16 protein-coding genes are annotated in these 19,380 nt (G+C 70.1%); 6 read left to right on the plus strand and 10 right to left on the minus strand.

Features of this window, described 5'->3' with window-relative positions; genetic code table 11:
• Window positions 1-126 precede the first annotated feature (126 nt).
• Window positions 127-1,059: a LysR substrate-binding domain-containing protein gene (locus VES41_RS15170; RefSeq protein WP_324818519.1), complete on the plus strand. Its 933-nt coding sequence runs from the start codon at window positions 127-129 to the stop codon at window positions 1,057-1,059.
• Here VES41_RS15170 and VES41_RS15175 read toward each other — a convergent pair whose 3' ends face one another.
• Window positions 1,060-2,388 (minus strand): MFS family transporter, encoded by a 1,329-nt coding sequence (locus VES41_RS15175; RefSeq protein ID WP_324818522.1) that lies wholly within the window; start codon window positions 2,386-2,388, stop codon window positions 1,060-1,062.
• Between the two features lie 141 nt (window positions 2,389-2,529).
• On the minus strand, window positions 2,530-3,687 hold the full coding sequence (locus VES41_RS15180; protein ID WP_324818525.1) for an alpha-hydroxy acid oxidase: 1,158 nt from the start codon (window positions 3,685-3,687) through the stop codon (window positions 2,530-2,532).
• Between the two features lie 133 nt (window positions 3,688-3,820).
• Between VES41_RS15180 and panE the strand changes: the two genes are divergently transcribed.
• Window positions 3,821-4,753 (plus strand): 2-dehydropantoate 2-reductase, encoded by a 933-nt coding sequence (gene panE / locus VES41_RS15185; RefSeq protein ID WP_324818527.1) that lies wholly within the window; start codon window positions 3,821-3,823, stop codon window positions 4,751-4,753.
• 2 nt (window positions 4,754-4,755) lie between these two features.
• Here panE and VES41_RS15190 read toward each other — a convergent pair whose 3' ends face one another.
• Together VES41_RS15190 and VES41_RS15195 are read right to left on the minus strand one after the other, a co-directional pair.
• Window positions 4,756-5,508: a GntR family transcriptional regulator gene (locus VES41_RS15190; protein ID WP_414719141.1), complete on the minus strand. Its 753-nt coding sequence runs from the start codon at window positions 5,506-5,508 to the stop codon at window positions 4,756-4,758.
• A gap of 28 nt (window positions 5,509-5,536) precedes the next feature.
• On the minus strand, window positions 5,537-6,454 hold the full coding sequence (locus tag VES41_RS15195) for a polysaccharide deacetylase family protein (RefSeq protein WP_324818530.1): 918 nt from the start codon (window positions 6,452-6,454) through the stop codon (window positions 5,537-5,539).
• A gap of 200 nt (window positions 6,455-6,654) precedes the next feature.
• Here VES41_RS15195 and VES41_RS15200 point away from each other — a divergent pair, with 200 nt between their 5' ends.
• The 3 genes from VES41_RS15200 (at window position 6,655) to VES41_RS15210 (ending at window position 11,366) form a co-directional block, all read left to right on the plus strand.
• The gene (locus VES41_RS15200; protein ID WP_324818532.1) at window positions 6,655-7,833 is read left to right on the plus strand and encodes an ABC transporter substrate-binding protein; all 1,179 of its coding nucleotides are present in this window, start codon (window positions 6,655-6,657) and stop codon (window positions 7,831-7,833) included.
• A gap of 13 nt (window positions 7,834-7,846) precedes the next feature.
• The gene (locus VES41_RS15205) at window positions 7,847-8,725 is read left to right on the plus strand and encodes a branched-chain amino acid ABC transporter permease (protein ID WP_324818534.1); all 879 of its coding nucleotides are present in this window, start codon (window positions 7,847-7,849) and stop codon (window positions 8,723-8,725) included.
• 73 nt (window positions 8,726-8,798) lie between these two features.
• Window positions 8,799-11,366 (plus strand): branched-chain amino acid ABC transporter ATP-binding protein/permease, encoded by a 2,568-nt coding sequence (locus VES41_RS15210; RefSeq protein WP_324818537.1) that lies wholly within the window; start codon window positions 8,799-8,801, stop codon window positions 11,364-11,366.
• A 12-nt stretch (window positions 11,367-11,378) separates the two neighbouring features.
• Here the strand turns inward: VES41_RS15210 and VES41_RS15215 are convergent, their stop codons facing one another.
• From VES41_RS15215 to argH, 6 genes are all read right to left on the minus strand, one after another.
• A complete protein-coding gene (locus VES41_RS15215) occupies window positions 11,379-11,666 on the minus strand; it encodes a DUF2277 domain-containing protein (protein WP_324818540.1) in 288 nt (95 codons plus the stop codon).
• 89 nt (window positions 11,667-11,755) lie between these two features.
• Window positions 11,756-13,258 carry a DegQ family serine endoprotease gene (locus VES41_RS15220; RefSeq protein ID WP_324818543.1) on the minus strand — a complete coding sequence of 501 codons (1,503 nt, stop codon included), beginning with the start codon at window positions 13,256-13,258 and terminating at the stop codon, window positions 11,756-11,758.
• 61 nt (window positions 13,259-13,319) lie between these two features.
• Entirely contained in the window at window positions 13,320-14,675 is a 1,356-nt protein-coding gene (locus VES41_RS15225; RefSeq protein WP_324818546.1) for an ATP-binding protein, read from the minus strand.
• Complete coding sequence (locus VES41_RS15230) at window positions 14,672-15,331, minus strand: response regulator transcription factor (protein ID WP_324818549.1); 660 nt, start codon at window positions 15,329-15,331, stop codon at window positions 14,672-14,674. Before VES41_RS15230 ends, VES41_RS15225 begins: the two co-directional genes overlap by 4 nt.
• 120 nt (window positions 15,332-15,451) lie before the next feature.
• Window positions 15,452-16,714, minus strand: a complete 1,263-nt coding sequence (locus VES41_RS15235) for a glycosyltransferase family 4 protein (RefSeq protein ID WP_324818551.1) — start codon at window positions 16,712-16,714, stop codon at window positions 15,452-15,454.
• Between the two features lie 69 nt (window positions 16,715-16,783).
• Window positions 16,784-18,181, minus strand: coding sequence for an argininosuccinate lyase (gene argH, locus VES41_RS15240; RefSeq protein WP_324818554.1), 1,398 nt, complete (start codon window positions 18,179-18,181; stop codon window positions 16,784-16,786).
• A 102-nt stretch (window positions 18,182-18,283) separates the two neighbouring features.
• On the opposite strand from argH, the gene VES41_RS15245 reads away from it, so the two are divergent.
• Window positions 18,284-19,360: a sensor histidine kinase gene (locus VES41_RS15245; RefSeq protein ID WP_324818556.1), complete on the plus strand. Its 1,077-nt coding sequence runs from the start codon at window positions 18,284-18,286 to the stop codon at window positions 19,358-19,360.
• Window positions 19,361-19,380: the final 20 nt, after the last annotated feature.

Consider the following 19,380-nt stretch of genomic DNA (forward strand, 5'->3'; position numbering starts at 1 on the left):
CTGTAGGCCGCGGCGAACGCACTCACAACTGAAAGCTCGTCGGCCTGCTATAACCATTGGGAATGGCTGAACGTGTCGCTGGCCTGGGACGCTCGAAGCATTCACGAGCGGGTCGAGCCGCCTTTTATGAATTTTGATCGCCTCAAGTTGCGCCACCTCCGCTGCCTCGCGCTGGTCGGACAGGAGCGCAACCTCGTGCGCGCGGCCCGGGCGCTGGCGTTGACGCAGCCGGCGGTGTCCAAGACCATCGCCGAGCTGGAGGACATCGTCGGACGGCAGTTGCTGGTGCGGCGGCGTCGCGGTGTGGAGCTGACGCCTGCCGGGGAAGTGCTGGTCCGCCATGCCGTGGCCACCTTGCGCGGCTTGCGCGAGGGCCTTGCGCTGGCGCTCGACCAGCCGCAGGGCGAGCACCTGCGCGTGGCGGTCGGGGCCCTGCCCAACATGGCGGCGGGCCTGCTGCCGGACGTGGTCGCGAGTCTCTCGCGCCAGGAGCCGGCCTTGCGCGTGCGCGTCGTCAGCGGTACCAATGCCCAGCTGATGGCCCAGCTGCGCCAGGGTGAGATCGACCTCGTCGTCGGTCGCCTGGCCCAGCCCTCGGCCATGGCCGACCTGAGCTTCGTGCAACTCTACAGCGAGCCGCTCGTGCTGGTGGCACGGCCGGCGCACCCGCTGGCCGGCCGGCGCGCGCCCACGCTGGACGCGTTGTCGGTCCACCCGCTGGTGGTGCCGGTGCACGGCACATTGGTGCGCGACACCGCCGACGCCTATCTCTTCGCACGCGGCAGCATGCTGCCGGCGGCTGTGATCGAGGCCACCGACACCAGCTTCGTCCTGGGGCTGCTGCGGCGCACCGACGCCGTCTGGTTCGCGCCGAAGGGCGCGGCGGACGCGGCGTTGGCCGCTGGCGAGCTGGTGCGGCTGGACTACGACACCGACAGCACCGAGGGACCGGTCGGCATCACGCTGCGCCGCACCGGCGAGCCGGCGGAGGGCGCGCGGCGGCTGATCGAGGTGATCCGCGAGACGGCGCGCCGGCGGGCTCCGGCGGCGCCGCCGTGATCAATGGTCGTGGTGCAGGTAGCTGGCCTGGCGCGGCAGGCGAAGGCTGACCAGGAAGGCAATGACCATCATGACGGTCACGTACCAGTAGAAGCTGGTCTCGTGTCCCTCCGACTTGAGGGCCAGCGCAACATACTCGGCGGAGCCGCCGAAGATGGCGTTGCCCACGGCATAGGCCAGGCCCACGCCCAGTGCGCGCACCTCGGGCGGGAACATCTCGGCCTTCACGATGCCGCTGATCGAGGTGTAGAAGCTCACGATCGCCAGGGCCGCGATGATCAGCACGAAAGCAACATAGGGGCTGGTGACGTGCTGCAGCGCCGTGAGGATCGGGACGGTGAACAACACGCCCAATCCACCGAACAGCAGCATGTTGTTGCGCCGGCCGATGCGGTCGGACAACGCGCCGAACACCGGCTGCATGCACATGTAGACGAACAGCGCGCAGGTCATCACGTAGCTTGCCGTCTTGTTCGGCAGGTGCACCGTGTTGACCAGGAACTTCTGCATGTAGGTGGTGAACGTGTAGAAGATCAGCGAGCCACCGGCGGTATAGCCCAGCACGGTGAAGAACGCGGCCTTGTGATGCTTGAACAGCCCGGCCATGGTGCCGGCTTCCTTGTTCTTCTCGCCCTGGCTGCCGTGCGTCTCGGTCAGCGAGCGGCGCAGGAACATGGCGACCACGGCGGTAATGGCGCCGATGACGAACGGGATGCGCCAGCCCCAGGCGCGCAGTTCATCCTCGGTGAGCAACTGCTCGAGCACCACGATCACCAGGACCGCGAGCAGCTGCCCGCCGATCAGGGTCACGTACTGGAACGACGAGAAGAAGCCGCGCTGGCCGCGCAGCGCCACCTCGCTCATGTAGGTTGCCGTGGTGCCGTACTCTCCGCCGACCGACAGGCCCTGGAACAGCCGCGCCATCAGCAGCAGGAAAGGCGCCCAGGCGCCGATCTGCGCATAGGTGGGCAGGCAGGCGATGACCAGGGAGCCGGCGCACATCATGCTCACCGAGATCAGCATCGAGGTCTTGCGGCCCACGCGGTCCGCGATGCGGCCGAACAGCCAGCCGCCGATCGGGCGCATGAGGAAGCCCGCGGCGAATACGCCGGCGGTGTTGAGCAGCTGCACCGTCGGGTCCGACTTGGGAAAGAACGCACCGGCGAAATACAGTGCCGAGAACGCGTAGACGTAGAAGTCGAACCACTCGACCAGGTTGCCGGACGATGCGCCGACGATGGCGAAGATGCGATGCCGCTTTTCTTCGGCTGTGTACTGGCGGGGTGTGGTGGAGGCTGATTCGCCTGCGGATGGAATGGTGGCACTCATGCGCTGCCTCTTGATGTTGTATGGGCAGCGGGGATTGTGCGGCGCAGCGCGAATTCGCGCTGTCGGCCGTGGCCTTGACCCTGCGGGCCGCTCGGGCGGGTGCCGGCCCCGGGCACGACGGCCCGGGCCGCCGCAACCGGCTCAGCAGTTGGCGGGCAACAGGATGTTGCGGTCCACCGTGTCGATCTGCGTGTGGCCGCAGAACGCCATGGTGATGTCGAGTTCCTTGTGGATGATCTGCAGCGCGCGGGTCACGCCGGCCTCGCCATAGGCACCCAGGCCATACAGGAAGCTGCGGCCGATCAGCGTGCCGCGCGCGCCGAGCGCACGCGCCTTGAGCACGTCCTGGCCGCCGCGGATGCCGCCGTCCATCCAGACCTCGATGCGCGACCCCACCGCGTCGGCGATGGCCGGAAGCGCATCGATCGAGGCCGGCGCGCCGTCGAGCTGGCGTCCGCCATGGTTGGACACGACGATCGCATCGGCGCCTGTGTCCACCGCCAGCCGCGCATCCTGCTCGTCCATGATGCCCTTGAGGATCAGCTTGCCGCCCCACAGCCGCTTGATCCATTCGATGTCGTTCCAGCTCAGCGACGGATCGAACTGCTCGGCGGTCCACGAGGCCAGCGACGACGTGTTGCTGACGTTCCTGGCGTGGCCGACGATGTTGCCGAAGGTCCGCCGCTTCGTTCCCAGCATGCCCAGGCACCAATGCGGCTTGGTCGCCAGGTTGATGAGGTTGGCCAGCGTGGGCTTGGGCGGGGAGGACAGGCCGTTCTTGATGTCCTTGTGGCGCTGGCCCATGACCTGCAGGTCCAGGGTGACCTGCAACGCCGAGCAGTTGGCGGCCTTGGCCCGCTCGATCAGGCGGGCCATGAACTCGCGGTCGCGCATCACGTAGAGCTGGAACCAGAACGGATGGCGGTCGGTGCCTTCGGCGATGTCTTCGAGCGAGCAGATGCTCATGGTCGACAGCGTGAACGGGATGCCGAATGCCTTGGCCGCGCGCGCACCCAGGATCTCGCCGTCGGCATGCTGCATGCCGGTCAGGCCGGTGGGCGCGATCGCCACCGGCATCGCCACCTCCTGGCCGATCATGGTGGTGCGGGTCGAGCGCCCCTCCATGTTCACCGCGACGCGCTGGCGCAGCTTGATCTTCTGGAACGCGGCTTCGTTGTCGCGGTAGGTGCCCTCGGTCCAGGCGCCGGAGTCGGCGTAGTCGTAGAACATGCGCGGCACGCGCCGCTTGGCCACGCGGCGCAGGTCTTCGATGCAGGTCATCTTTGAAAGGTCGGGCACGTCCTGGGTCTCCTGGTCTCGATGCGGTTGCAAAAGTGCGCACATTATCGGGAGACCGCGCCGACGGCTGCGCAGACGCGGCGCGGCGTGCAGAATCGGCCTTTGTTTCCAAGTCAACGCGGGGGAGTAGGACATGCGGATGCTCATGGTCGGCGCCGGTGCGCTGGGCGGATATTTCGGCGCGCGCCTGTTGCAGGCGGGCGAAGACCTGACCTTCCTGGTGCGGCCGCGCCGCGCCCAGCAGTTGCGCCAGACCGGCCTGGTGGTGCGCAGCACGTTCGGCGACGCCGAATTGCCCAATCCTCCGCTGGTGCTGTCCGAACAGATCGCCGCGCCGTACGACGTGGTGATCGTCGGCTGCAAGGCCTACGACCTGGGTCCGACGATGGATTCGTTCGCCGCCGGCGTCGGGCCGGACACCGCCATCCTGCCCGTGCTCAACGGCATGCGCCACCTGGACGAACTCGGCCGGCGCTTCGGTGACGAGCGGGTGCTCGGCGGCCTGTGCATGATCTCGGCCGTGCTGGACGACGCCGGCCGCGTGCAGCACCTGAACGACCTCCACGCCATCAGCTTCGGTGAGCTGGCGGGCGGCCGCTCGCCGCGGGTCGACGCCATCGGTCAGGCCTTCGGGCGCGCCCGGTTCCAGCACACCGCGTCCGAGGACATCCTGCAGGCCATGTGGGAAAAATGGGTCTTCATCGCCTCGCTGGCCGGCATCACCTGCCTGATGCGCGGCACCGTGGGCGACATGGTGCAGGCCGGCGGCAAGGAGATCGCCGCCGCGCTGGTTGACGAATGCGCCGCCATCGCCGCGCACAACGGCCATGCGCCCGGGGCCAGCGCGCTGGCGCGCAACAAGGCGGCGTTGGCCAGCGCCGGTTCACCGATGACGGCATCGATGCTCAAGGACATGGAACGCGGCCTGCGCATCGAGGCCGACCAGATCATCACCGATCTGCTGCGCCGCGCGCCCGGCAATGGCAAGGCATTTCCGGTGCTGCGCGTCGTGCAGGCGCACCTGCTGGCCTACGAGGCGCGGCGCGCTCGCGAAGCGCGGCCCTAGCGCTACGCCATTCCCAGCAGGTGCGCGAGGCTGCGGTCGGCGCCGCGGCGCTCGAGCGAGACGTTGCGTTCGAGCCGCCGCAGGTGCTCGTCCATCTGCTGCACCGCCGCGGCGGCGTCGCCCCGTTCGATGCACGCGACGATGCTCTCGTGCTCGGCATGTTCGCAGGAGGCATTGCCCGGCGGCTCGTGCAGGGCCACGATGAGCGAGCAGCGCGAGACCATCTCCACCAGGTAGCGCTCGAGGATCGGGTTGCGCGCCAGCGCGGCCAGCTGCAGGTGGAACGAACTGGCCAGGCGGGCCCAGGCCGGTTGTTCCAGCCGGTGCATCGCATCATGCTCGGCCGCGAGCTGGCGGCGCAGCTCGGCGATGCCGGCGCTGGTGGCGTTGCGCGTGGCCAGGTTGACGATCACCGATTCCAGCCCGCGCCGGGCCTCGAATACCTGGCGCGTTTCCTCCGGTGTCGGCACGGCGATGATGGCCCCGCGGTTCGGACGCAGCTGCACGATGTGGTCATGCGCCAGGCGCTGGAGCACCTTGCGCACTACCGAGCGCGTGGTGCCGAACAGTTCGCACAGCGCCGCCTCCGGCAGCTTGGTGCCGGGCGTCAGGCGCTGCGTCATGACGCTTTCGAAGACGGTGCGGTACATCCGGGCCTCGACCTCGTCGCCGTCGTCCACGGCGGCCAGCGCGCCGCCGACGCGCGGCGTTTCATCCTGGTCGAGGGCGGGGCGGTCGGTGGCGGATCGGGCCATGGGCGGGCAAAGGCGGATGGAGACGGCGCTAGCTTGCCACAGCCGCGCCGTGAACCTGCGCGGCATGGGCGCAGATGGCGCCCGGCGTGGTCAGCCAGATCTCGCCGCGCTCGCGCAGGGCGGCCAGGTGCGCCAGCGCGCGGCGCAGGTGGCGCAACCGGTAAGGCTGGCCGACGATGTAGGGATGCAGCGCCAGCCCCATCACCAGCGGCTGTGCGCGCGACTGCACCAGCATCTCGTCGCAGTTGTCGATGATCATCTGGGCGAAATCCTTCGCATCCATCTGGCGCGCGATGATCATGGGGATGTCGTTGAGCTCCTGCGGATAGGGCACCGACCAGAGCAGGCCGCCACCGCGCGTGCGCATCGGCACCGGCTGGTCGTCGTGCGCCCAGTTGAGGCTGTATGCATAGCCGGCTTCGGCCAGCAGGTCCGGCGTCAGCCGGCTCTCGGAGATCCATGGCGACAGCCAGCCCTGCGGCGCCACTCCGCTGTGCGCGCGGATGCGCTCGCGGCAGGCGGCCAGCAGGGCGGCCTCCTGGGCTTCTTCCAGATCGGCCTGGCGCAGCGAGTTGCTGTGGCCGTGGCCGACCAGTTCGTGCCCGCGTTCGACGCAGGCGGCGATGAGTTCCGGGCAATGGTCGTACAGCGCGGTGTTGAGCAGCGTCGCCGCGTTCATGCCCAGGCTGTCGAACAGTTCCAGGCAGCGCCAGGCGCCGACGCGGTTGCCGTATTCGCGCCAGGAGTAGTTGAGCACGTCCGGGTGCGGATGGGCCGGGCCGATCATCGCGCCCAGGCCCTCCCCGAATGAGAAGTGCTCCAGGTTGAAACCGAGGTAGACCGCCAGCCGTGCGCCGCCTGGCCACCGGTAGTCGGGCCGGCGCGTGATGGGGAGATAGTCGAAGCGGCTGTGATGCGCCACCGGGGAAAGCGGGTCGTAGGCCATGTCGTAAAGCAATGGATGTTCCAGTCTGGTGCATCGGCGCCGCTCCGAGGTGCATGCGGCGGCGGTCCAGGCAGGCGAGCAAGAGGTGTGCCGATTGTGAACAATCCAATAGCAAGCATGTTGACCAGACATTGTGAACATTGGTGACACTGGCACGCCCCTTGCATTCTTTCGGTTTCCATTCAACCGGAGGAACCGTCATGTCCCGTCTTGCCCGCCGCACCTTGCTTTCCAGCGCGATCGCCCTGGCCGCTGCCGCCCTGTCCGGCACGGCCCTGGCCGCCGACACCATCAAGATCGGCCTGGTCACGGCCTTGTCCGGCCAGTCGGCGCTGGCCGGCGAGGCGATCTCCCGCGGCATGCAGGTGGCGATCGACGAGGTCAACGCCAAGGGCGGCCTGCTGGGCGGGCGCAAGCTCGAACTGGTGCGCCGCGATGACGAGGCCAACCCCGCCAAGGGCGTGGTGGCCGCGCGCGAACTGATCTTCAAGGAGAAGGTGGCGGTGCTCTTCGGCGGCCTGGACACGCCGGTGTCGATGGCCATCGTGCCGCTGGCCAACCAGGAGAAGGTGCCGTTCATGGGGCCGTGGGCGGCCGGCACCGGCATCACCCGCAACAGCGGCAACCCGAACTTCGCGTTCCGGGTGTCGGCCATGGACGAGATCGTCGACGTGGCCATGCTGCAGTACGCGCAGAAGAACTTCAAGACGGCCAAGCCCGGCCTGATCCTGGTCAACAACCCCTGGGGCGAATCCAACGAGAAGGGCCTCAAGGCCGCGCTGGCCGCCAAGGGCGTGGCGCCCGCAGGCGTCGAGAAGTACGAAGGCAACGACCTGGACATGGTGCCGCAGCTCACGCGCCTGAAGGCCGCCGGCGCGGACACGCTGTTCCTGGTGGGCAATGTCGGCCCGTCCGCCCAGGTGGTCAAGTCGCTCGACCGCATGGGCTGGAAGGTGCCGGTGGTCTCGCACTGGGGCCCGGCCGGCGGCCGCTTCACCGAACTGGCGGGCCCGAACGCCCGCGAAGTGCACTTCGTGCAGACCTACAGCTTCTTCGGAAAGGCCACGCCGGTGCGCGAACGGGTGGTCAAGGAGCTCATGGCCAAGTACCCCGCGATCAAGGGCCCGGACGACATCACTCCGGCCGTGGGCGTGGCCAACGCCTACGACGCGACGCACCTGGCCGCGCTGGCCATTGCCGCCGCCGGCTCGACGGAAGGCGACGCGGTGCGCCAGGGCTTCTACAAGATCGGCCGCTACGAAGGCCTGATCAAGACCTACGACAAGCCCTTCACGCCGGACAACCACGACGCGCTGGGCCCGAACGACTACGTCTGGGCGCAGTTCATCGACAACCGCATCGTTCCGGTGGAGAACTGAAGGGCGACCGGCAATGCAATCGATGTCGGCGCTGATCGCGGGCTTCGGCCTGGGCAGCATGTACGGGCTGATGGCGCTGGGCTTCCACGTCACGTACGCGGTGTCCGGAACGGTCAACTTCGCGCAGGGCAGCTCGATGATGCTCGGCGCGGTGCTGACCTTCGCCTTCGCCCAGACGCTCGGCTGGCCGATGCCGCTGGCGGTCGTGCTGGCGCTGGCCCTGTGCGCGCTGTACGGGCTGGTGGTGGAGTTCATGGCGGTGCGACCGTTCGCCAGCCGTGGCTCCAATGCCTGGCTGATCGCCACGGTGGCGCTGGGCATCGTGCTGGACAACCTGGTGCTGTTCACCTTCGGCAAGGAGCCGCGCAGCCTGCCTTCGGCGCTGGCCGTGTCGCCGCTGTCGCTGGGCGGGCAGGGCCTGGGCGTGTACCCGCTGCAGGTGTTGATCCCGCTGGTCGGGCTGGCCCTGGCGGCCGCGCTGCACCTGGCGGCGCGCCGCACGCGCTGGGGCGTGGCCATGCTCGCCGTGGTGCAGAACCGCGACGCGGCGCGGCTGATGGGCATTCCCATCAAGCGCGTGGTGGCGCTGAGCTTTGCCCTGTCGGCCGTGTTCGCCGGCATCGCCGGCGTGTTGATCGCGCCGCTGTTCAACGTCAATGCCGACATGGGCACCCTGTTCGGCCTGAAGGCATTCGCCGTGGCGATCCTGGGCGGCATCGGCAGCGCCTGGGGCGTGATGGCCGCGGGGCTGCTGTTCGGCATGCTCGAGGCCGGCATCACCAGCACGCTGGGCTCGGGCTACACGCAGATCCTGAGTTTCTCGCTGGTCATCGTGGCGCTGGCCCTGCGGCCGAACGGACTGTTCGGACGCGCGGAGGTGAAAAAGGTATGAGTCATCGGGTGGCCGCTTCGAAGCCGGCGTGCACGGCAGTGCGCCGCACGGGGAAATTCCAATGAGCGTCGTGATGCCCGTGACCGCCGCGCCCGCGCAGGTGCCGCGCCCGGCGCCGGTCCGGTTCGGGCTGGGAACGGCGCCGCAGATCGTCGGTGTGCTGCTGCTGCTCGCGGCCGGGCTTGCCGCTGCGGCCACCGTCAACGGCTACTACGTCTTCGTGCTGGCCAACGTGGCGTTGCTGGCGGTGGTTGGCATCGGGCTGAACGTGCTGCAGGGACTGACAGGGCAGATCTCGTTCGGCCACGTGGGCTTCTACGCCATCGGCGCGTACGCGGTCGGCATTCTCACGACCAGGGCGGGCTGGAACTTCTGGGCCGCATGGCCGGCGGCGATGCTGCTGTCGGGGGCGGTGGGTGCCTTGCTGGCGCTGCCAGCATTGCGCGTGAAGGGGCCGTACCTCGCGATGGTGACCATCGCCTTCGGCTTCATCGTGGAGCATGCCACCATCGAGATGGGCGGCCTCACGGGCGGGCAGAACGGCATCATGGGAATCGCCGCGCCGTCGCTGGGCGCGCTGGCCGGCGGCGAGCGCGCGGTGGCCATGCTCGCGGTGCTGTCGGCCGGCGTGGCGCTGGCGCTCTATGCCTGGCTGTCGCGCGGCACCTGGGGCGCCGCGATGCGGGCGGTGCGCGACAGCGAGACGGCCGCCGAGTCGGTCGGCATCCATCCGCTGCAGGTCAAGACGGTGGCCTTCGCGCTGTCGGCGGCGGCCGCGGGCCTGGCCGGCGGCCTGTTCGCGCCGCTGTCGGGCTTCATTGCACCGAGCAGCTTCGGCTTCGGCCAGTCCATCCTGTTCGTGCTGGTGGTGGTGCTCGGCGGTGCCGGCGCGGTGGCCGGTCCGCTGGTCGGCGCACTGGTGGTGGCGCTGCTGCCGGAACTGCTGGCCGGCCTCGAGGAATACCGCCTGCTGTTCTTCGGTGCGCTGCTGCTGGTGGTGCTCTGGGCCACGCCCGACGGCGCGGTCGGCCTGCTGAACCGGCTGCGCCGCCGCGCACCGCGCCGCGCGTACGACGTGGCGCCGTGCGCCGCCGCACCGGCCGATGCGGCGCCATGGCTGGCGCGCGCGACCGGGGCTGCGCTGTCCGCGCAAGGTCTCACCATGGATTTCGGCGGCGTGCGAGCGGTCAGCGGTCTGGGCTTTGCCGCGCCGGCCGGCGCCATCACCAGCCTGATCGGGCCCAACGGCGCCGGCAAGACCACGGCGCTGAACATGCTCAGCGGCTTCTACAAGCCTACGGCCGGCGCCTTCCGGCTGGGGCCGCATGCCCTGCAGGGGCTGGCGGCCCATGACATCGCGCGCCACGGCGTGGCGCGCACCTATCAAAGCTCGCAGTTGTTCGCCAGCCTGGGCGTGGAGGACAACGTGGCGCTCGCGGCCAGCCGCGGCGCGCTCGGGCCGTTGTTCGGCAGGGGGCCGTTCGGCGCAGCCGCGGTGCGCCAGCGGGCGCGGGCACTGCTGGCGTTCTGCGGCTACCGCGGCGCACTCGACATGCCCGCGGCCGACCTGCCGCACGTGGACCGGCGCCTGGTCGAGATCGCCCGCGCGCTGGCCACCGGTCCGCAAGTGCTGCTGCTCGACGAACCGGCTGCCGGTCTGTCGCGCGAGGACAAGGCGCGCCTGGGCGAGCTGCTCCAGCGCATTGCCGATGCCGGAATCGGCGTGCTGGTGGTCGAGCACGACATGGAACTTGTGATGGGCATTTCGCGGCAGGTGGTCGTGCTCGATGCCGGGCAGCACCTGGCCGCCGGCACGCCCGTCGAGGTGCAGGCCGACCCGCGTGTGCGCCAGGCCTACCTGGGCGAGGCGCTGGCCGGCCAGGCGGCGCCGGCTGCCGCCCGCGCGTCGTCCGGCGGCGCCGCCGAGATGCTGGGCGTCGGCGCGCTGGTGACCGGCTACGGCGCCGAGCCGGTGCTGCACGGCATCGACCTGCAAGTGCGGCGCGGCCAGGTGGTGGCCTTGCTGGGGGCCAACGGCAGTGGGAAGTCGACCCTGATGCGTTCGCTGGCCGGCCTGCATCGCCCGGTACGGGGCGGGATCCATCTCGAAGGCAAGGACCTGACCCGGATGTCCGCCGAGCGCATCGTCACGCACGGGCTCGTGCTGGTGCCCGAAGGGCGCCAGGTGTTTCCGGAGCTGAGCGTGATGGACAACATCCGGCTCGGCGCCTTCGCGTCGCCGCAAGGCCGCGAGGCGAGGGCGCGCGAGATGCTGGAGCGATTTCCGCGCCTGGCCGAGCGGCGCCATCACCGCGCCGGCCTGCTGTCGGGCGGCGAGCAGCAGATGCTGGCGATTGCGCGCGGCCTGATGGCGCAGCCGCGCATCCTGCTGCTGGACGAGCCTTCGCTGGGGTTGGCGCCGAAGATCATCGCCGAGCTGTTCGCCGCGCTCGACGCGCTGCGCGCGCAAGGCATGACGATCCTGCTGGTCGACCAGATGGCCGGCCTGGCGCTGGCGCTGGCCGATCGTGCCTACGTCATCGAGGGCGGCCGCATCGTGGCCGAGGGCAGCGCGCAAGAGATCGCGGCGAACGATGCGCTGGCGAAGGCCTACCTCGGCAGCGAGGCGCCGGCGGCCTGAGCCGGCCGCCGCTCAGTGCCCGCCGTGCGGCAGGTGGCCGTGGCGTTCGGCGTTGCGCGCCCGCGCCCGCGCCGCTTCCTCGTCGCGGTCGCGCGGCTCGGCGTGGGTCACCAGCGAATCGATCAGTTGCCGCGCGCTGGCGCTGATCTGCTCGATCGCCAGCTCGAATGCGGCGGCATTGGCCTTGGAGGGCGCGTTGAACCCGCTGAGCTTGCGCACGAACTGCAGCGCGGCGGCACGCACTTCCTCGTCGGTGGCGGGTGGCTCGAAGTTGTAGAGGGTCTTGATGCTGCGGCACATCGGGCAGGTCTCCCACGGAGCTTGAAAAAAGGGTGCGACGGCGCAGTTTGCGCCATCGCACCCGTTTCGCGAAACCGGCCGGTGCTGTCTCAGCCGATGCGCACCGGCACGAAGATCTTGGCATCGCCGCGCTGCACCAGCAGTGCCACCGACTTGTCCGAGTGGGCCACCACCTCGCGCACCTGCGCCACGCTCTTGACCGGCGTGCCGTTGACCGCCAGCAGCAGGTCGCCCGGCTCGATGCCGGCCATGGCGGCTGCACCGTCCACGTCCTCGACGAGCAGGCCCGCCTGGATGCCGGCCTCGCGGCGCTCATTCGGCTGCAGCGGCCGCAGCGCCAGGCCCAGCCGGCCTTGCCCGTCTTCGGCGCCGGCCTTGGCCACCTGCTCGCCCTTGGCATCGGCATTGCCCAGGCGCGCCGTGATGGTCTTGGCGCCGCCGTCGCGCCAGACCTGCAGGGCCACCTTGTCGCCAGGCGAGGACAGGCTGATGGCGGCAGGCAGGTCGCCGGACGAACCCACCGGCTTGTCGTCCAGCTTGAGGATCACGTCGCCGGTCTGCAGGCCGGCCTCGTCGGCCGGGCCGCCCTTCTCGACGCTGGCCACCAGCGCACCCTCGGGGCGCGGCAGCTTGAACGAATCGGCCAGCGTCTGGTTGACCTCCTGCACCACGATGCCCAGCTTGGCGTGTTCGACCTTGCCGTGGGCCACGATCTTGTCCTTGATCTTGTTCGCCAGGTCGATCGGGATGGCAAAGGACACGCCCTGGTATCCGCCGGTGCGGCTGTAGATCTGCGAGTTGATGCCCACCACCTCGCCGCGCGTGTTGAACAGCGGGCCGCCCGAGTTGCCCGGGTTGACGGCCACGTCGGTCTGGATGAACGGCACGGCGCTGTCGTCCGGCAGCGAGCGGCCCTTGGCGCTCACCACGCCGGCGGTGACCGTGTTCTCGAAGCCGAACGGAGAGCCGATGGCCAGCACCCATTCGCCCACGCTCAGCTTGTCGTCGCTGCCGAACTTGACCACCGGCAGGTCCTTGGCGTCGACCTTGAGCACGGCAATGTCGGTCTTGGGGTCCGAGCCCAGCACCTTGGCCTTGAACTCGCGCCGGTCGGTCAGCTTGACCGTCACGTCCTTGGCGTCCTGCACGACGTGCGCGTTGGTCATGATGATGCCGTCCGGGCTGACGATGAAGCCCGAGCCCTGGCCGCGCATCACCGGCGCCGAGCCGCCGCGGCGCTGCTGCGGCATGTTCGGCGCACCGCCGAAGTGGCGGAAGAAGTACTGCGCAAACGGGTCGCCGGCGAACGGGCCGTCTTCGTCGTCGCCGTCGTCCTGGTCCATGGCGGCGCGGCGGTCGTGCGCCTTGCCCACCACGCTGATGTTCACCACCGCCGGGCCGGCCTGGCGGGTGATCTGCGAGAAGTCCGGCAGGGCGACCGGGACGCCGGTGGTGGTGGTCGCGGTGGCCGTGGGCACGGTGTCGGCATGGGCCAGCCGCATGTCGAGCGCGGACACGCCGGCGCCGCCGATGACACCGGCAGCCAGGAGCGCGACGGCGAGTCGCGAGGGAGTCAGGGAATCGAGTCGCATGGCTAAGTCCTATGTGTGAAGGGAACGGCCCGAATGGTGCGGGCCGGTCCTTAGACAGGACTTAATCCGCCGTTGCTCTCGGGGTCATGGCGCCGGCGCCGAAGCGCACGGTGACGCACAGGCCGCCGAGCTCGGGCGCCTCGCCCAGTTGCACGTCGGCCCCCTGGCGCTCGGCGATGGCACGCACGATGGCCAGGCCCAGCCCGCTGCCCTCGGACGCACTGCCGGCCAGGCGGTAGAAGCGGTCGAAGGCGCGTTCCCGCTCGCCGGCAGGTATGCCCGGACCGTCGTCCTGAACGCGCAGCACCGGCGCGCCGTCTTCCAGCTGCAGCGACACGTCCACGCGACCGCCTTCGGGCGCGTACTTGATGGCGTTGTCGATCAGGTTGCCGAGCATGACGCGCAGCGCGGCGCCGTCTGCGCGCACGCTGGCCGGCGTGGTGGCGGTCACGCCCAGGTCGATGCGACGCGCCTGCGCCTGCGTGAGCGAAGCCGCCACGCACTGCGCCAGCACATCGTCCAGCGCCACCGGCGCCGCCAGGGCGTTGGCGGCCGCCTCGCCGGATTCCTGGCGTGCGAGCAACAGCAACTGCGCCACGAGGTGAATGGCCCGCTCGATGCCACCTTGCAGGCGCGCCACGGCGGCCTCGCGGCTGGCCGGGTCGTCGGCGCGGCGCAGTGCCTCGGCCTGCAGCTTGAGCGCGGTCAGCGGCGAGCGCAGTTCGTGGGCGGCGTCGGCGACGAAGTTCTTCTGCGCGGCGAAGGCCGCCTGCACGCGGCCGAACAGGAGGTTCAGTTCGCGCACCAGCGGCTGGACCTCGTCCGGCAGGCCCTCGCGGGGCAGCGGCGACAGGTCGTCGTCGGCGCGCTGCGCGACGTTGCGCCGCATGCGATCGACCGGCGCCAGCGAGCGGGTGATGATCCAGCCCACGGCCAGCATCAGCAGCGGCGCGATCAGCGCCATCGGGATGGTCGCGCGCAGGGCCAGGCCGCGGGCGCGCACTTCGCGTGCGTCCAGGTCCTGCGCGATCTGCACCGTCTGCACCGGCGTCTGCAGCGAGTAGAGGCGAAAGCGCCGGCCGTTGACCGTCGCGTCGGAGAAGCCGAGCACCGCCTGCGGCGGCAGGGCCGAGCGCGCCGAACGGAACACCTGCGTGCCGTCCGGCCCCCAGATCTGGATGAACAGGTCGTAGCCCTCGCGCCCGTCGTCGCTGGAGTCGATGCCCGGCCCCAGCGGCAGCGTGCCGCGCAGCGAGTGGGCCATCTGCTGCAGGTGCAGGTCGAACAGGGCGTCGGCGTCGCGCAGCGCGCTGCGGTAGGCGGTAATGCCCAGCACGGTGGTCGCGAGCAGGATGGACGCCAGCACGAAGCCGAGCAGGCGCCGGCGCAGCGAAAACCCTTTGACCTGGCCGCTCATTCGCGGGGCACCAGGTAGCCCAGGCCGCGCACGGTCTGGATGAAGCCGCTGCCGAGCTTCTTGCGCAGGCCATGGATGTAGACCTCGATGGCGTTGCTGCTGATGTCGTCCTTCCAGCCGTACAGCTTTTCCTCGAGCTGCGCGCGCGACAGCACCACGCCCGGGCGGGCGATCAGCGGCTCGAGCACGGCCCATTCCTTGGCCGACAGCGGCACCGGCTGGCCGTCGAGCGTGGCCTCGCGGGTGGCGGGGTTGAGCGTGACGCCCTGGTGCGAGAAGACCGGTTCGGCCACGCCGGCGCCGCGCCGCACCAGGGCCCGGATCCGCGCCAGCAGCTCGCTCGTGTCGTAGGGTTTGACGACATAGTCGTCAGCACCGGCGTCCAGGCCCGCCACACGGTCGGCGACGGCATCGCGCGCCGTGGCGACCAGCACCGGCGTGCGGTCGCGGCGGGCACGCAGCGCCTGCAGCACTTCGATGCCGTCGCGCTTGGGCAGGCCGAGATCGAGCAGCACGACGTCGTAGTGCTGCGTGCGCAGGGCGGTGTCGGCCATGGCTCCGTCGCGGACCCAGTCCACGGCGTAGTGTTCGGCGCGCAGCAGGTCGAGCAGTGCTTCGCCGATCATGGGATCGTCTTCAACGAGCAGCAGGCGCATGGGTCGGTGGCGGTCGTCGGAAATGCCTGCGGGAACGCACGGCGGGAATGGTGGATCGTCGATTGTCCTGCAGCCGCTTAATCGGGGCTGAAGCCGCCCGCGCGCTTACGCCCATGCCTGTCAGGCCGGGCGTTGCCGTTCGTCCAGCGCGCGCTGCACCGCCTGCGCCAGCTCCTGCCCGTACACCGGCCACGGCCGGCGCCGGGCGCTTTCCATGGCTGCGGCGCCGCATTCGGCGATGGCCTGCGGGCGCAACAGGACCTGCTCGAGCGCGGCCTGCAGCGCGGCCGTGTTCGCCGCCTCGCAGATCCAGCCGTTGCGGCCGTGCTCGATCAGGTCGAGGCCGACCGTGCGCTCGGTGGTGATGACCGGCGTGCCCTGCGACATGGCCTCGGAGATCACCATGCCGAAGCCGTCGAACAGCGATGGGAAGACGAACACGTCGTGTTCGCGCATCAGGGCCAGCACCTCTGGATGGGGCAGGCCGGGAATCCAGCGATGGCGCGCCAGCGCCGCGTTGAGCGCCGCGTTGTCGTGCACCGGACGGCGGCCCACCACCGTCAGCTCGAAGCGCGGGCCGAAGGCCTCGACCGCGGCGAACAGGTCGGCCACGCCCTTGCCCTGCGACAGGTTTCCCACGAAAAGCAGCTTGACCGGCCCGCTGCCGATGTCGCGGTAGTGGCGCTGGCCGGTGACCGGCGGAAAGCCGTAGGGAACGACTTCGATCGGCGCCAGCGGGCCGGGAAAGTCGTCCAGCGTCCTGCGGGTGAAGCTGCTGGCGACGAGGATGCGGTCGGCCATGCGCAGTTCTTCGTCCTTGCGGGCGAGCTTCTGCGGCGAATCGAGAAAGCCGATCATGGTCGAGCCCCATTCGGGCCAGCGCGCCAGCTCGGGCTCGAGCAGGCGCCGCGCGGCGCGCCAGTAGCCGGTGGGCAGGTCGTACACGCAGGCCATGCCCAGCCGGCGGGCGGCTTGAAAGGATGCGTAGGCGCCATCGTCGTAGCCGTAGACGGCTTGCGGCGGCTGGCCGTCGCGGCCGCGCCGATGCAAGGTGCTGGCGACCCGCCGGTCCAGGCTGCGGTAGACCGCGTCGACGGAGAACAGGCCGCTCTCATGTGCGGTGAGCCGGCGCAGCCGGGCCTTAGAGGCCAGCAGCCGGCCCATCTCGCGCCAGGGCCACAGGCGGGTGTGCTCGCGCAGCGCGGGGTCGAAGCGGCGCCGCTGCAGCTCGCCCAGGCCGGGCAGCTGCGCCAGCTGGTCGAGCCAGTCGCCGGGAAAGGCGGCGATGCACGTATGGAAGGCGCTCAGGTGGCCGCTGGCGGCCAGGCCGAGCGCCGCGGCACGCGTGTTCGCGTTGCCGGTGGGGTGGTGCAGAACCAGCATGGGGGCGGCAGGCGCAGGTGGCGATGGCGGGTGGGGATCAGGCCATTGTGCGTTGCACCAGCGCCGGCGTCATCCCAGGCGCGTGCGATGGCGGGCGATCTGCGCCCGCACCTGCGCCGGTGCGGTGCCGCCCAGCGTGCTGCGGGCGTTGAGCGAACCGCGCAGGCTCAGCACGTCGTAGACGTCCTTGCCGATGTTCGGGTTGAACTGCTGCAGCACGGCCAGCGGCAGCTCGGACAGGTCGACCTGGTGCGATATGGCGGCCTTCACGGCATGCGCCACCGTTTCGTGCGCGTCACGGAACGGCAGGCCCTTCTTGACCAGGTAGTCGGCCAGGTCGGTGGCGGTGGCGTAGCCGCGCAGGGCGGCCTTCTCCATGGCCTCGGGCTTGACCGTGATGCCGCCGACCATCTCGGCGAAGATGCGCAGCGTGTCCTTGAGCGTGTCGACGGTGTCGAACAGCGGCTCCTTGTCTTCCTGGTTGTCCTTGTTGTAGGCCAGGGGCTGGCCCTTCATCAGGGTGATCAGGCCCATGAGGTGCCCGACCACGCGGCCGGTCTTGCCGCGCGCCAGTTCCGGCACGTCCGGGTTCTTCTTCTGCGGCATGATCGACGAGCCGGTGCAGAACCGGTCGGCGATGTCGATGAAGCCGAAGCTCTGGCTCATCCACAGCACCAGTTCCTCGCTCAGGCGGCTGACGTGCACCATGGCGATGGAGGCGGCCGCGGTGAACTCGATGGCGAAGTCGCGGTCGCTCACCGCGTCCAGGCTGTTCTGGCAGACGCCGTCCATCCCGAGCGTGCGCGCGACCATTTCGCGGTCGAGCGGGTAGCTGGTGCCGGCCAGCGCGGCGGCGCCCAGCGGCAGGCGGTTGACCCGGGCGCGCACTTCCTGCATGCGTTCGGCGTCGCGGCTGAACATCTCCACGTAGGCCAGCATGTGGTGGCCGAAGCTCACCGGCTGCGCCACCTGCAGGTGCGTGAAGCCGGGCAGGATGGCGTCGGCATTCTTCTCGGCGATGTCCACCAGCGCCTTTTGCAGGTCGACCAGCAGGGCGCCGATCAGATCGATCTCGCCGCGCAGCCACAGCCGCACGTCGGTGGCCACCTGGTCGTTGCGGCTGCGGCCGGTGTGCAGGCGCTTGCCGGCGTCGCCCACCAGCTGCGTCAGGCGCGCCTCGATGTTCAGGTGCACGTCTTCCAGGGCGAGCTTCCACTCGAAGGCGCCGGACTCGATCTCCTCGCGGATCTGTTTCATGCCGCGCTGGATCTCGGCCAGGTCCTGTGCGCCGATGATGTTGCGCGCGGCCAGCATGCCGGCATGCGCCAGCGAGCCTTCGATGTCGGCCAGCGCCAGGCGCTTGTCGAAGAACACGCTCGCGGTGTAGCGCTGGACCAGCTCGCTCATCGGTTCGGAGAAGAGGGCGGACCAGGCTTCGGACTTCTTGTCGAGTTGGTTTTGGGACATGGGAGGCAATAATGGGCCGCCGCACCGGCTCGGCCGCCGCGCCATGAGACTTCATGAGGCCGGCGGACGGGAAGCAGGCGGCGCCACCCCTTTCATTTGTAGATGCGCAACCTGTCGATTTTATCGGCCATACGTCCCGCCAAGGCCACTTCGGGCAAGCTGCCGCAGGCACAACCGGCCGTGCCGGGCGCGGCCTATGACGTTTGCCAGGTCGGCGTGGTGCTGCGCGCCGTGCTTTTCGTCGAGGCCATGCTGGCAGTGCTGGCGCTGTTCTGGGCGGGCGGACTGGCCGAATGGCTGGGCTTGCTGGCCATGCTGACCGGCGGTGCGTTGCCGGCCACCTTGTTGTGGCTGGTGGCGCTGTGCGGGTTGCGCCGCCGCATGCCGGCCTGGCGTCCGGTCTGGCAGCAGGCGGCTGGTGCCGGGCTGGGGGCTGTTGCCGGCCTGTACGGCTGCGGCATGCTGCGCCTGACCGGCGCCGTCGGCAACGCCCCCTGGCTCGCCAGCACCCTGGCCGGCGTGATGTTCGCGCTGGTCGCCATGGCCTGGCTCGCGCTGCGTGCGCGCAGCCACATGCCGGCCGACACGGCGGCGCGGCTGGAGGACCTGCAGTCGCGCATCCGCCCTCATTTCCTGTTCAACACCCTCAATAGCGCCATCGCGCTGGTGCGCGAGGAGCCGGCCAAGGCCGAGACCTTGCTGGAAGACCTGAGCGAGCTGTTCCGCCAGGCGCTGGCGGATCCGCGCGAGTCGGTCACGCTGGCCGACGAGATCGGCCTGGCCGAGCGCTACCTGGCCATCGAGCAGGTGCGCTTCGGCGAGCGGCTGCAGGTGCGCTGGGACCTGGACATCGCCGCCGGCAGCGCGCGGGTGCCGCCGCTGCTGCTGCAGCCGCTGGTGGAGAACGCGGTCAAACACGGCGTGGAACCCAACCCGCAAGGCGGCCGCCTGCGCGTGCGCACGGAGCGGCGTGGCTCGCGGGTGGTGATCGAGGTCACGAACACGCTGGCGCCGCTGGTGTGGGCCGACCGGCCGGTGCCGCGCGGCCATGGCATCGCGCTGGCCAATGTGCGCGACCGGCTGCGGCTGCTGCACGACGTGCAGGCGCAGTTTCGCGCCGGCCCGGATCAGGGGCACTACCGGGTGCGCATCGACATCCCGGCACCGGCGGGCGGGTGATGCCGTCCGGCCCGCCAACC

The sequence above is a fragment of the Variovorax sp. genome, assembly GCF_035634955.1.
Taxonomy (GTDB): domain Bacteria; phylum Pseudomonadota; class Gammaproteobacteria; order Burkholderiales; family Burkholderiaceae_C; genus Variovorax.